This is a genomic window from Micromonospora sp. NPDC049049, from assembly GCF_040649115.1.
Taxonomy (GTDB): Bacteria; Actinomycetota; Actinomycetes; order Mycobacteriales; family Micromonosporaceae; genus Micromonospora.
On sequence record NZ_JBEZEX010000012.1, the window covers coordinates 12,210 to 25,115 of the forward strand.

Annotated in this window: 15 protein-coding genes; 4 read left to right on the forward strand and 11 right to left on the reverse strand. The window is 72.4% G+C overall.

Annotated features, from left to right (window positions below; genetic code table 11):
* Positions 1–7 precede the first annotated feature (7 nt).
* Positions 8–892: a universal stress protein gene (locus tag AB0B68_RS14565; protein ID WP_357201277.1), complete on the forward strand. Its 885-nt coding sequence runs from the start codon at positions 8–10 to the stop codon at positions 890–892.
* Here the strand turns inward: AB0B68_RS14565 and AB0B68_RS14570 are convergent.
* The 5 genes from AB0B68_RS14570 to AB0B68_RS14590 all read right to left on the reverse strand — a co-directional run bounded on the left by AB0B68_RS14570 (position 885) and on the right by AB0B68_RS14590 (position 4,912).
* Positions 885–1,520: an FMN reductase gene (locus AB0B68_RS14570; protein WP_357201280.1), complete on the reverse strand. Its 636-nt coding sequence runs from the start codon at positions 1,518–1,520 to the stop codon at positions 885–887. The two genes, AB0B68_RS14565 and AB0B68_RS14570, sit on opposite strands and share 8 nt — an antisense overlap.
* Positions 1,517–2,659 (reverse strand): LLM class flavin-dependent oxidoreductase, encoded by a 1,143-nt coding sequence (locus AB0B68_RS14575; protein ID WP_357260288.1) that lies wholly within the window; start codon positions 2,657–2,659, stop codon positions 1,517–1,519. The genes AB0B68_RS14570 and AB0B68_RS14575 overlap by 4 nt, the downstream gene beginning before the upstream one ends.
* 163 nt (positions 2,660–2,822) lie before the next feature.
* A complete protein-coding gene (locus AB0B68_RS14580; RefSeq protein ID WP_357201284.1) occupies positions 2,823–3,098 on the reverse strand; it encodes a ubiquitin-like small modifier protein 1 in 276 nt (91 codons plus the stop codon).
* 2 nt (positions 3,099–3,100) lie between these two features.
* Positions 3,101–4,186, reverse strand: a complete 1,086-nt coding sequence (locus AB0B68_RS14585) for an exo-alpha-sialidase (protein WP_357260291.1) — start codon at positions 4,184–4,186, stop codon at positions 3,101–3,103.
* 84 nt (positions 4,187–4,270) lie between these two features.
* On the reverse strand, positions 4,271–4,912 hold the full coding sequence (locus AB0B68_RS14590; RefSeq protein ID WP_357260294.1) for a DNA-3-methyladenine glycosylase: 642 nt from the start codon (positions 4,910–4,912) through the stop codon (positions 4,271–4,273).
* Positions 4,913–5,096: 184 nt separating this feature from the next.
* Here AB0B68_RS14590 and AB0B68_RS14595 point away from each other — a divergent pair, with 184 nt between their 5' ends.
* From AB0B68_RS14595 to AB0B68_RS14605, 3 genes are all read left to right on the forward strand, one after another.
* Positions 5,097–5,552, forward strand: a complete 456-nt coding sequence (locus tag AB0B68_RS14595) for a hypothetical protein (RefSeq protein ID WP_357201293.1) — start codon at positions 5,097–5,099, stop codon at positions 5,550–5,552.
* An 86-nt stretch (positions 5,553–5,638) separates the two neighbouring features.
* The gene (locus tag AB0B68_RS14600) at positions 5,639–6,064 is read left to right on the forward strand and encodes a DNA-binding protein (protein WP_357201296.1); all 426 of its coding nucleotides are present in this window, start codon (positions 5,639–5,641) and stop codon (positions 6,062–6,064) included.
* Positions 6,065–6,145: 81 nt separating this feature from the next.
* Positions 6,146–6,499 (forward strand): MmcQ/YjbR family DNA-binding protein, encoded by a 354-nt coding sequence (locus tag AB0B68_RS14605; protein WP_357201299.1) that lies wholly within the window; start codon positions 6,146–6,148, stop codon positions 6,497–6,499.
* A 43-nt stretch (positions 6,500–6,542) separates the two neighbouring features.
* Here the strand turns inward: AB0B68_RS14605 and argH are convergent, their stop codons facing one another.
* The 6 genes from argH to argB all read right to left on the reverse strand — a co-directional run bounded on the left by argH (position 6,543) and on the right by argB (position 12,884).
* Positions 6,543–8,006, reverse strand: a complete 1,464-nt coding sequence (gene argH / locus AB0B68_RS14610) for an argininosuccinate lyase (RefSeq protein WP_357201303.1) — start codon at positions 8,004–8,006, stop codon at positions 6,543–6,545.
* Positions 8,007–8,082: 76 nt separating this feature from the next.
* Positions 8,083–9,294: an argininosuccinate synthase gene (locus AB0B68_RS14615; RefSeq protein ID WP_357260297.1), complete on the reverse strand. Its 1,212-nt coding sequence runs from the start codon at positions 9,292–9,294 to the stop codon at positions 8,083–8,085.
* Positions 9,291–9,806, reverse strand: a complete 516-nt coding sequence (locus AB0B68_RS14620; protein WP_355009159.1) for an arginine repressor — start codon at positions 9,804–9,806, stop codon at positions 9,291–9,293. The genes AB0B68_RS14615 and AB0B68_RS14620 overlap by 4 nt, the downstream gene beginning before the upstream one ends.
* Positions 9,803–10,756: an ornithine carbamoyltransferase gene (argF, locus tag AB0B68_RS14625; RefSeq protein ID WP_357260300.1), complete on the reverse strand. Its 954-nt coding sequence runs from the start codon at positions 10,754–10,756 to the stop codon at positions 9,803–9,805. Before argF ends, AB0B68_RS14620 begins: the two co-directional genes overlap by 4 nt.
* Positions 10,753–11,982, reverse strand: a complete 1,230-nt coding sequence (locus AB0B68_RS14630) for an acetylornithine transaminase (RefSeq protein WP_357201315.1) — start codon at positions 11,980–11,982, stop codon at positions 10,753–10,755. Before AB0B68_RS14630 ends, argF begins: the two co-directional genes overlap by 4 nt.
* Positions 11,979–12,884: an acetylglutamate kinase gene (gene argB / locus AB0B68_RS14635; RefSeq protein WP_357201318.1), complete on the reverse strand. Its 906-nt coding sequence runs from the start codon at positions 12,882–12,884 to the stop codon at positions 11,979–11,981. Before argB ends, AB0B68_RS14630 begins: the two co-directional genes overlap by 4 nt.
* Between the last annotated feature and the right edge of the window lie 22 nt (positions 12,885–12,906).

The following is a 12,906-nucleotide window of genomic DNA, read 5'->3' on the forward strand; positions in this document are numbered from 1 at the left end:
CCAGGGAGTGCCGATGAACCGACCTGTCGTGGTGGGCGTGGACGGATCGCCGTCCAGCCTCGTCGCCGCGGAGCACGCCGCCCACGCCGCGCTGCTCCGGTCCCGGACGCTGCGCCTGGTGCACGGCTACCTGCACCCCTTCGGCTACGGCGTGCCGCTCAACCCGTACGACATCGGGGTGCCGGCGCCCTCCGAGGAGGCGCAGAAGATGCTGGAACGTACCGCCGCGGAGCTGGCCGACCGGTGGCCCGGCCTGGCCGTCGAGGTACGCCAGGTCGCCGGCGGCCCCGGCATCACCCTGATCGAGGAGTCCCGCCAGGCCGACCTCGTCGTGGTGGGCAGTCGAGGGCTGGGCGGCTTCGCCGGGCTGCTGCTCGGCTCGGTCGGCACGCAGGTGGCCGCTCACGCGCACTGCCCGGTGCTGGTGGTCCGCCCCGACGAACAGCCGATCCCGGTGGACGCCCCGGTGCTCGTCGGCGTCGACGGGTCCGAGTCGTCCCGGCTCGCCGCGGGCTACGCGGCCGACGAGGCGGCGCTGCGGGAGGTGCCGCTCGTACTGGTGCACGTCGGCCCGCCGCAGCAGGGCCGGACGGTGCCGGAGGAGATCGAGGAGTCGCAGGCCGCGTACCAGGCCGACACGGTACGGCTGCTCGCCGACGTCTCCACCGCGGTCCGCGCCGAGCATCCCGACCTCGTGGTGCGCGAGCACCCGGTCCGGGCGGACGGCGCGGCCCGAGGGCTCATCGAGGCCAGCGGCGGCGCGTCGCTGCTGGTCGTGGGCACCCGGGGCCGGGCCGGATTCACCGGGATGCTGCTCGGTTCGGTCAGCCAGGCGGCGATCCAGCACGCGCACTGCCCGGTGCTGGTCGCCCACCCGTATCCGGTCAGCTGACCGGCGCGTCGTCTCCTCGGCCGAGCATCTGCAGGAAGTCGGTGGTGAGGGCGAACGGGTCGGCGGGGCCGCCGTTCGGCGGCCGACGCTCGATCTGGTCGGCCAACTCCCCGGCGGCACGCCGGATCCGGGCACGCAACGCGCCGTCGGCGGTGCCGTCGGACCAGTCCTCCGGAGCGGCGAAGACCGCCGTCGGGACGACCACCGACCGAAGGTAGGCGAACATCGGGCGGACGGCGTGCTCCAGTGCCAACGAGTGCCGGGCGGTGCCGCCGGTCGCGCCGATCAGCACCGGCCGGTCGACCAGCGACTCGGAATCCAACACGTCGAAGAAGGACTTGAACAGCCCGTTGTACGAGGCGCTGAAGATCGGGGTGACGGCGATGAGCCCGTCCGCCCCGGTCACCGTGTCGACGACCTCGCGCAGCGCTGCCGGCGCGAACCCGGTGAGCATGTTGTTCACCACGTCGTGGGCGTACTCGCGCAGGTCGACGACGTGCAGCTGCACGTCGGAGCCGCGCCGGACCAACTCGTCGCGGGTGGCCGCGGCGAGCTGGTCGGCGAGCAGCCGGGTCGACGAGGGCTGACTCAGCCCCGCCGAGATCACGGCCAGGGTGCGGTGAGTCATCGGGTCGCCCCCTCCGGCGCCTTGCCCGTCACGTCGTCGACGGCGTGCACTGTGCTGTCCTTGGCGCCGCCCGCGGCGGCGACCAGCGAGGCGTGCGTCGGCGCCGCCGGCACGTGCGCCGGACGTCTCGCGGCGAACTCCTTGCGCAGCACCGGCACGACCTCCTCGCCGAGCAGGTCGAGCTGCTCCAGCACGGTCTTCAGCGGCAACCCGGCGTGGTCCATCAGGAACAGCTGCCGCTGGTAGTCACCGACGTACTCCCGGAAGCCGAGCGTACGGTCGATGACCTGCTGCGGGCTGCCCACGGTCAGCGGGGTCTCCCGGGTGAAGTCCTCCAGCGACGGCCCGTGCCCGTAGACCGGGGCGTTGTCGAAGTAGGGCCGGAACTCCCGGACCGCGTCCTGCGAGTTGCGGCGCATGAACACCTGCCCACCGAGGCCGACGATGGCCTGGTCGGCGGAGCCGTGGCCGTAGTGCGCGTACCGCTGGCGGTAGAGCGCGATCATCCGCTGGGTGTGCTCCTTGGGCCAGAAGATGTGGTTGGCGAAGAAGCCGTCACCGTAGTAGGCGGCCTGCTCGGCGATCTCCGGGCTGCGGATCGAGCCGTGCCAGACGAACGGGGGCACGCCGTCGAGCGGGCGCGGCGTCGAGGTGAACGACTGCAGTGGGGTGCGGTACTTGCCCTTCCAGTCGACCACGTCCTCGCGCCACAGCCGGTGCAGCAGGTCGTAGTTCTCGATGGCCAGGGGGATGCCGGCGCGGATGTCCTTGCCGAACCACGGGTAGACCGGGCCGGTGTTGCCGCGGCCCATCATGAGGTCCACCCGGCCGTCGGAGAGGTGCTGGAGCATCGCGTAGTCCTCGGCGATCTTCACCGGGTCGTTCGTGGTGATCAGCGTGGTGGCGGTGGACAGCAGCAGCCGCTCGGTACGCGCCGCGATGTAGCCGAGCATGGTGGTCGGTGACGACGGCACGAACGGCGGGTTGTGGTGCTCGCCGGTGGCGAAGACATCCAGGCCGACCTCCTCGGCCTTCAACGCGATGGCGACCATCGCGTTGATCCGCTCACGCTCGGTCGGCTCCCGACCGGTGGTCGGATCGACCGTGACGTCACCGACGGTGAAGATTCCGAACTGCATGACCAGCTCCTCGCGTGTCAACCGGGTGCCGTCGTGGTACCCGGACGCAGCTCACAACTTATTTGACGACGCAACTATTCCGTCGGCGGTACGCCTCGCAGTGGCGCCGGTCACCTCCGTAAGCGGACATCAGGTCGATGGCCTCCCCTCGGTGTCGGCCCTCTCAGCCGCCCGCCACCGACGGCAGCACCTGCACCTCCGCGCCGTCCTCCACGGGGGTGGCCAGGCCACCGGAGTGCCGGCAGTCTTCCCCGTCGACGAAGACGTTGACGTAGCGGCGCAGCTCACCACGCTCGTCGCGGATGCGCCGGCCCAGCCGGGGGTGCGCGACGGCCATCTCGTCGAGGACCGCCCGCAGCGTCCCGGCGGCGGTGACGGTCAGCCGACTCGCGCCCCCGGCCTCGCCGCGCAGCGGGCCGGGCAGCAGCACGGTGACCACGCTCAGACCTCCGCGGCGCGGACGCAGAGCACGTCGGGCAGGTGCGCCGCAATCAGGGACCAGGAGTCACCCTCGTCGCGGCTGGCGAAGACCGAGCCGGAGCGGGTGCCGAAGTAGACCCCACCGGGGCTGGCGTCGTCGGTGCACATCGCGTCGCGCAGCACCGCCGGATAGAACGGGCCCTCGGGCAGCCCCACCGACAGCGGCTCCCACTTGCCGCCGGCGTCGACGGAACGGAACACCCGGCAGCGGTGGTCGGTCGGGAACCGCTCGCCGTCGGCCACCAACGGGAAGGTCCACACAGTGCCGCCGCGCCCCGGGTGGGCCACCATCGGGAAGCCGAAGTCGCTGGGCAGCCCGTCGGCGATCGAGGACCAGGTGCGCCCGTCGTCGTCGGAACGGTAGACGCCGTGGTGGTTCTGCGCGTACAGCCGCTCGGGGTTGGCCGCGTCCCGGGCGACCTTGTGCACGCACTGGCCGAACTCCGGCCACTCGTCGGGCATGAAGTAGGCGCGGATGCCGGTGTTGCCCGGCGCCCAGCTCGCGCCCGCGTCCTCCGAGCGGTAGACCCCGCCGGTGGACATGGCGACCAGCAGCCGAGCCGGGTCACGCGGGTGAGGCAGCACCGTGTGCACGGCCTGACCACCGAAGCCGCCCTCCCACTGCGGGCGGTGCGGATGGTCCCAGAGGGAACGGACCAGCTCGAAGCTGCGGCCACCGTCGGTGGACCTGAACAACGCGGAGGGCTCGGTGCCGGCCCAGACCACGTCCGGCTCGTCGGGGCCGGCCGGCGTCAACTGCCACACCCGGCCGAGGGAGACGCCGGTGTCGGCCGGAAACGCGACCGGCGCCTGGTCGGGCTCGTCCCAGGAAGCGCCGAGGTCGTCGCTGGTGGCGACGCTGGGGCCGAAGTGGGAGCTGGTCATGCCCGCGAGCAGCCGCGGGGTGGACCGACGGGTGTCGACGGCGACCGCGTAGACACCCGTCATCGGAAAGTGCGGACCGGTGATCTCCCAACTGCGCCGCTCGTCGGTGCTGGTGGCGAGAAACAATCCCTTGGCTGTGCCGATCGCGAGCAGTGTCGCCATGACGTCCTCCGAACCGTCGGTGAGCAGGTCCGGTGATTATGGCCACACCCTCCGACAACCCCCGCCGCCCACGCCGCGGGTCGGTCAGCTTCGGACGCGCGGCACGTGCCGGCGGTACGCGCTGACCGTCGGGTCGCCGTCCAGCCAGAACCGCCAGGGCAGATCGTGCGCGCCGGTCACCCCGACCCGGGGACCCGCCACCACCGTCTCCGGCGGCACCGGATCGGCCGGCGGCCGCAGGCGGACCGGGCCGTCGCCGAGCAGGTCCGCCCCGTACGCCTCACGGTCGATGCCGAGCGCGGAGCAGAGCCGGGCGGGCCCGCGGGCCAGATCCACCTCCCGCCGGACGGCCGGCCGGCGCTCCCGTGCCGTGGCCAGCCCGTCGACCACCGCGCCGGCGCGCAGCAGCACGGCGGAAGCCTCCCCCTCGACCCCGGTGACCACGTTCACGCACCAGTGCATGCCGTAGGTGAAGTAGACGTAGGCGTGCCCGGCGGGGCCGAACATCACGGCGTTGCGCGGGGTGCGGCCCCGATGGGCGTGCGAGGCGGGATCGCCACCACTGCCCGCGTACGCCTCGACCTCGGTGATCCGGACGGTGACCCCGCCGGCGGACAGCCGGCAGCCCAGCAGCCCACGCGCCGCCGGCAGCACCGGACCGGCGAGCAGGTCCGCCAGCGCCGCCAGGTCGGTGTCGGTGCTGCGGTCACCGGACGACAGGGCCATGTCTCCGACGGTACCCATCCCGGTTTCCCGGCACCCGGCCGGGCGCGCCGACCACTGAGCGCCGGCCCGAACAAGGCTCACGTCGCACACCAGACAGTCGGCCGAACAGTGAAACCGGACCCTCGGCTCGGGAGTGTTCCCGATGTCGTCGCACGGGGCGACGACATCACGGGAGGAATTCACCATGACCGTACGGAGCATCCGGCTACCACTGATCGCCACCGGCCTGATCGCGGCAGCCGCGACCCTGGCCTTCACCCCGTCGGCCAGCGCGAGCGTCCCGCTGCGGGCCGCGGCGCAGGCCGACAACGCGGCGCTGCCCACGATCGCTGTCGGCGCAACGGGCAAGATCGAGGCGAACGGCGCGGCGGCGATCGTGCCGGTCAGCGTGACCTGCTCGAAGGCCCTCGAGTTCGACGTCACTGTCAAGGTCGCGCAGGCGGTCGGCCAGACGATGCGCGCGGGCACGACGGTTCGGAGGGTCACCTGCGCGGAGGGCACCCAGGAGGTGCGGGTCGCGGTGATCCCGGTCGAGCGTCCGTTCGCAGCGGGCGTCGCGTTCGGTGTGGTGACCGCGAGCCCCTGTGACCCGTACTGCACACCCATCTTCGGCGAGCGCCAGTTCAACCTGGTGCGCTGAGGCGTCGCCTGGCGGCACGGCATGCCCGTGCCGCCAGGCTTCAACATTCTGTTGACAACCAGGCGTTCATGCGATGTGCTCGGGGTATGACGACCGAGGACATCTTCACCGCGCCGGACCCGGGCCGGGCCCGCGCCCACCGCACCCACGAGGCATTGCAGCGGATCAGCGAACGGCACGCCGGCACCGACACGCGGCGGGGCCGGTGGGCCCACCCGTACGTGCTCGACCCGTGGGAGGCGGTCGCCCTGGTCACCGCGCTGGCCGCCGGCGGGGCCGAGCGCGAACCCGCTGAGGAGCCGATCGACGCCGCCGACCTGACCGCTGCGCTGACCCTGCTGCCCCACGTCCGCGCCGAACTGGACGCCCTGGAGGCCGGCCTGCTGACGCTGGCCCGCGACCGAGGGCTGACCTGGCAGGCGATCGCGTACGGGCTGGGGTTGGGCAGCGCGCAGGCGGCCCGGCAGCGCTACGAGCGGGTCGCCGCCCGCTCGGCCGAGCAGACCTCCTGACGACCGCGCCCGTCGGACCGGCACGGCGCGTGTGCGCCAGCAGTCGGGCGGGCACACTGTGCGCACGACGAGGAGGCACCCATGGAGCGCGCGGAGATGCTGGCGTACTGCCTGGCCAAGCCGGGAGCGTGGCTGGACCAGCCGTGGGAGGGCGACGAGGTGGTGAAGGTGGGCAGCCGCATCTTCGCGTTCCTCGGCAGTGACAGCGGCAAGCCGACGGTCGGCATCAAGTGCGGGGCGACCCGGGAGGTGGCCGACGAGTGGCTGCACCGGCACCCCGACGACGCCAGCGTGATGGCCTACATCGGCCGATCCGGATGGAACACTCTGCGCCTCAACGGCGGGATCGACGACGACGAGCTGACCGAGGCTGTCGACTCGTCGTACGACATGGTGGTGGCCAAGCTCCCCAAGCGGGAGCGCCCGACGGCCTGAACCGCCGCGGCGCCGGCGGCAGGCGCCGACGCCACGGCACGGCTCAGCGCGGAACGACCCGCTCGGTGGCCCACTCCCGCCAGCCGGCCAGCCGGTCCGCCGCGGCGGCGAGCTGGTCGGCGACCGGGCCGGGGCCGGTGGAACCGGGGGTGGTCCGGGCCGCGAGAGCCGAACGGACCGAGAGCACGTCGCGCACCGACGGGTCGAGGTGCCCGCTGATCGTGGCCAGGTCCTCGTCGGAGACGTCGTTGAGCTCGCACTCCCGAGCAGCGCAGAGCGCCACCAACTGGCCGGTGATCTCGTGCGCGTCGCGGAACGGCACATTACGTCGGACCAGCCAGTCGGCGACCTCGGTGGCGAGGGAGAAGCCGACCGGGGCGGCGGCGACGAGGCGGTCCACCCGGACCGTCATCGTGGAGATCATTCCCGCCAGGGCCGGAAGCAGCAGCTCCAGGGTGTCGACCGCGTCGAAGGCCGGCTCCTTGTCCTCCTGCATGTCCCGGTCATAGGTCATCGGCAGGCCCTTGAGCATGGTGAGCACTGTCATCAGGCCGCCGACCAGACGCCCGGACTTGCCCCGGGCCAGCTCGGCGATGTCCGCGTTCTTCTTCTGCGGCATGATCGACGAGCCGGTGGCGAAGGAGTCGTCCAGCTCCACCCAGCCGAACTCGTGCGAGGTCCAGAGCACCACCTCCTCGCCGAGCCGGGACAGGTGCACCCCGATCAGGGCGGTGGTGAAGAGGAACTCGGCCACGAAGTCCCGGTCGGCGACGGCGTCCATCGAGTTGGCGAACGACGTACGGAAGCCCAACTCCTTGGCCACCGCCACCGGGTCCAGCGGGAGCCCCGAACCGGCCAGGGCGCCCGCGCCGAGCGGGCTGATCGCTGCCCGGTGGTCCCAGTCGCGCAGCCGTTCGAGGTCGCGCAGCAGCGGCTGCACGTGGGCGAGCAGCCAGTGCCCGAAGGTGACCGGCTGGGCGTGCTGGAGGTGGGTCATGCCCGGCGCGGCGGTGTCGATGTGCCGCTCGGCCTGCTCGACCAGCGCCTCCGCCAACTCGACCAGGCGGCTGGCCACGCCCCGGGCGTGGTCGCGCAGGTAGAGCCGCAGGTCGGTGGCGACCTGGTCGTTGCGGGACCGGCCGGCGCGCAGCTTGCCGCCGAGGCTGCCGAGACGCTCCAGCAGACCGCGCTCCAGCGCGGTGTGCACGTCCTCGTCGTCGATGGTGGGGCGGAACGTTCCGGAGGCGCAGGCGGCCTCCAGGTCGTCCAACGCGGCCAGCATCCGGCCCAGTTCCTCCGGATCGAGCAGGCCGGCGCCGGCCAGGACCCGGGCGTGCGCCCGGGAACCGGCGATGTCGTACGGGGCCAGGCGCCAGTCGAACTGCACGCTCACCGACAGTCGGGCGAGCGCCTCGGCGGGGCCACCCGCGAACCGGCCACCCCAGAGGCTCGTCCGGTTGGTGGCGGCGCTGTTCTCGGTCAGGCTCTTGTCGTCCACGTCGCCCATCATTGCGTTGGTTGCCTTCCGCTCGCGACTGCGGGGCCCGCTTGCCGCGTTTGATCAGTCTCCGCGCTCACACGTGTCACTGTCCGCCACCACCCAACCGGGCGTCCCGAGCCGCGGCCATCCGGCTCGGCAGCCCCCACAGCTGCACGAAGCCCTTCGCCAGGGACTGGTCGAAGGTGTCGCCGGTGTCGTAGGTGGCCATCTGGAAGTCGTAGAGGCTCGCCTCGGAGCGCCGGCCGGTCACCGTGGCCCGGCCGCCGTGCAGGATCATCCGCACCTCGCCGCTCACGTGCCGCTGCGCGTCGTCGATGAACGCGTCCAGCGACGCCTTCAGCGGCGAGAACCACAGCCCGTCGTAGACGAGTTCGCCCCAGCGCTGATCGACGCCCTTCTTGAACCGGGCCAGGTCCCGCTCGACGGTCACCGCCTCCAGCTCCTGATGGGCGGTGATCAGGGCGATCGCGCCGGGCGCCTCGTACACCTCGCGGCTCTTGATGCCGACCAGGCGGTCCTCGACCATGTCGAGCCGACCCACGCCCTGAGCGCCGGCGCGCCGGTTGAGCTCCAGGATCGCCTGGTACGGGGTGACCGTCTCACCGTCGATCGCCACCGGCACACCGCCGTCGAAGGTGATCACGACCTCGTCGGGGTCGCGCTCCGGGGTCGGGTCGGAGGTGTACGAGTAGAGGTCCTCGACGGGGGCGTTCCAGATGTCCTCCAGGAAGCCGGTCTCCACCGCGCGGCCCCACAGGTTCTGGTCGATGGAGTACGGCGACCTGGCCGACACGTCGATCGGCAGCCCCTTCTCCTCGGCGAAGGCGATCGCCTTGTCCCGGGTCCAGGCGAAGTCCCGGGCCGGCGCGATGATCTTCAGGTCGGGGGCGAGCGCGTTCAGGCCCACCTCGAACCGGACCTGGTCGTTGCCCTTGCCGGTGCAGCCGTGCGACACGATCGTGCCGCCGTGCGTGCGCGCCGCCGCCACCAGGTGCTTGACGATCAGCGGCCGGGACAGCGCCGACACCAGTGGGTAGCGGTCCATGTAGAGCGCGTTGGCCCGGATCGCCGGCAGGCAGTAGTCGGCGGCGAACTCGTCGCGCGCGTCCACCACCTCGGACTCGGCGGCGCCGCAGTCCAGGGCACGCTGCCGGATGGCGTCGAGATCCTCACCGCCCTGCCCGACGTCGACCGCGACCGCGATCACCTCGGCGCCGGTCTGCTCCGACAGGTACGGAATGGCGACGGAGGTGTCCAACCCGCCGGAGTACGCGAGCACGACCCGCTCGGTCATGACGTGGTGTTCCCTTCAGCGGTGTCGTCCCGGCGGGCCCAACCGGCGAGCTTGTCTCCGAGCGCGGCCCCGCCGACGGCCTCACGGGCCACGACGAGGATGGTGTCGTCGCCGGCGATGGTGCCGACGATCTCGGGCAGGCCTGCCCGGTCCAACGCGCTGGCCAGGTACTGGGCTGCGCCCGGCGGTGTCCGCAGCACGGCGATGTTGCCGCTGGAGTCGACCCCGTTGAGCAGTTCGCGCAGCAGCCGTACCAACCGGGCCGGCGCGGCCTCGGCGTCGCGCAACGGCCGCTGCCCGTCCTCGGGGATCAGGTAGACGGCCGGACCGTCGCCGCCGCGCACCTTGACCGCGCCCAACTCCTCCAGGTCCCGCGAGAGGGTGGCCTGGGTGACGCCGACGCCGTCGGCGGCGAGCAGATCCGCCAGCTCGGTCTGCGACCGGATCGGCCGGTCGCGGATCAGCTCCACGATCCGGGCGTGCCGGGCCGCGCGAGTCAGCGGCGCGGTCATCGTGGCCCTCCGGTGGCGGCATCGCCGTTCGCGGGTTCCAGCAGGAACGTCAGCAGCGCCTTCTGGGCGTGCAGCCGGTTCTCCGCCTGGTCGAAGACAGCGCTCTGCGGGCCGTCGAGCACCTCGTCGGTGATCTCCTCACCGCGGTGTGCGGGCAGGCAGTGCAGCACTATCGCGTCCGGTGCGGCCTGACCGAGCAGCTCCTTGTTGACCTGGTACGGCAGGAACGGGGTGATCCGGTCCAACCCGTCGGACTCCTGCCCCATCGACGTCCAGGTGTCGGTGGCCAGCACGTCGGCGTCGCGTACCGCCTGGGCCGGGTCGGTCAGCACCCGCACCGACCCGCCGGTCTCCGCGGCGATCTCAGCGGCCCGTCGCACCACCGCCTCGTCCGGCGCGAACCCGGCCGGGCCGGCGATCCGCACGTGCATCCCCGCCGTCGCCCCGGCCAGCAGGTACGACTGCGCCATGTTGTTCGCGCCGTCCCCCACGTACGCCAGGGTGCGCCCGGCCGTGCCACCGCACCGCTCCCGGATGGTGAGCAGGTCGGCCAGCAGCTGGCACGGGTGGAAACCGTCGGTGAGCGCGTTGACCACCGGCACGGTCGCGCCCGCAGCCACCTCGGCGATCCGCTCGTCACCGTGTGTCCGCAGCACGATCGCCGCGACGTAGCGGGACAGCACCCGCCCCGCGTCGGCGAGCGACTCCCCGCGACCGAAGTGGGTGACCTGCGTGTCCACCACCAGGGGGTGCCCGCCCAGCTCGGCGATCCCGGCGTCGAACGAGATCCTGGTCCGCAGGCTCTGCTTGTCGAAGAGCACCGCGACCGAGCGGGGGCCGACCAGCGGCCGGTGGCCGAACCGGTCCGCCTTCATGCCCGCCGCCAGGTCAAGGACAGCGGACTGTTCAGCCGGCGAGAGGTCGTCGTCGCGCAGGAAGTGCCGGGTCATCGAGTCGTCCCCGTCGTGGTGGTCAGTGTGGCTGGTGCGGTCTGCGCGCCGGCAGCGGCCGGGGCGGTCGCGTCCAGTGCTGCGGGCAACGCCGCGAGGAAGGTGTCCGCCTGGGCGGCGGTGAGGATCAGCGGTGGGGCCAGCCGGATCACACCCGGCTGCACCGGGTTGACCAGGAAGCCGGCTTCCCTCAGCGCCTCGGCCAGCACCGACGACACCGGCGCGGTGAGCGCCACACCGAGCAGCAGCCCGGACCCGCGTACCTCGCCGATCAGCGGGTGGCCCAGCGCCTCGATGCCGCGCCGCAACCGCTCGCCGACCCGCTTGACGTTGTCGAGCAGGCCCTCGTTGGCGATGGTCGCCACCACGGCGAGCGCCGCCGCGCAACTGACCGGGTTGCCGCCGAACGTGGTGCCGTGCGAGCCGGGCGTGAGCAGGTCCGCGGCGGGGCCGAAGGCCAGCGTCGCACCGATGGGCAGACCGCCCCCCAGCCCCTTGGCCAGGGTGACCACGTCCGGTTCCACACCCTCGGCCTGGTGCGCGAACCAGTGCCCGGTACGCCCGACACCGGTCTGCACCTCGTCGAGGACCAGCAGCGCGCCGTGCCGGGCGGTGATCCGCCGGGCCTCGGCGAGGTAGCCGGCCGGCGGGACCAGCACGCCGTTCTCCCCCTGGACCGGTTCCAGGATCACCATGGCGGTCGCCTCGGAGACGGCCGCTTCAAGGGCGGCGACATCGCCGTAGTCGACGTGGGTCACCTCGCCGGGCAGCGGCCGGAACGGGTCGGCCTTGGCCGGTTGACCGGTCAGCGCCAGGGCGCCCATGGTGCGGCCGTGGAAGCCGCCCCTGGTGGCCACCACCTGGGTGCGGCCGGTGCGCCGGGAGAGCTTGAACGCCGCCTCGTTAGCCTCCGCGCCCGAGTTGGCGAAGAACACCCGGCCCGGTCGGCCGGCGAGCGCCAACAGCAGTTCGGCGAGGGCCACCGGCGGCTCGGCCACGTAGAGGTTGGAGACGTGCCCAAGGGTCGCGACCTGCTTCGACACCGCCGCCACCACCGCCGGGTGGGCGTGACCGAGGGCGTTGACCGCAATGCCACCCACCAGGTCCAGGTACTCCCGGCCGGCGTCGTCGACCACGACGGCGCCCTGACCGGAGACCAACGCCATCGGCGGCGTGCCGTAGTTGTCCATCATGGACTGCTTCCACCGCTGCGCCAACGTGCTCATGTCGCGTCCGTCCCGTCTCCCGGCACCACCATCGTTCCGAACCCTTCCGAGGTGAACACCTCAAGCAACGTGGAGTGCGCCACCCGGCCGTCGACGACGTGCGCGGCGGGCACTCCCCCACGCACCGCTCGCAGGCACGCCTCCATCTTCGGCACCATGCCCGACTCCAGGCTGGGCAGCAGCTTCGCCAGATCGTCCGCGACGATCTCGGAGACCAGGCTGCTGGTGTCCGGCCAGTCCGCGTACAGGCCGGCCACGTCGGTGAGCACGACCAGCTTGCGGGCCTGCAACGCGATGGCCAGCGCGGCGGCGGCGGTGTCCGCGTTGAGGTTGTGCAGCACCCCCTCCACGTCCGGCGCCACCGTGGAGATCACCGGAATCCGACCCGCCTCGATCAGGTCGGTCACCGCGGACACGTCGACCGACTCGACGTCCCCGACCTGACCCACGTCGACCGGCACCCCGTCCACGTACGCCGGACGCCGCACCGCGGTGAACAGCCGGGCGTCCTCGCCGGAGAGGCCGACGGCGTACGGGCCGTGCGAGTTGATCAGACCCACCAACTCCCGGCCCACCTGACCGACCAGCACCATCCGGACCACGTCCATCGCCTCGGCGGTGGTCACCCGCAGACCACCCCGGAACTCGCTGGCGATGCCGAGGCGACCCAGCATGGCGGAGATCTGCGGACCGCCGCCGTGCACCACCACCGGCTTCAGGCCGGCGTAACGCAGGAAGACCATGTCGGCCGCGAACGCCCGTTGCAACTCCGGCTCGGTCATCGCGTTGCCGCCGTACTTGACCACGACCGTCGAGCCGGTGAAGCGCGCCAACCAGGGCAACGCCTCGATCAACGTCTCCGCCTTGACCTGGGCACGAGCCAGATCGCTGCTCAGGCTCACCGCACCGGCCTTTCGTTCGCGA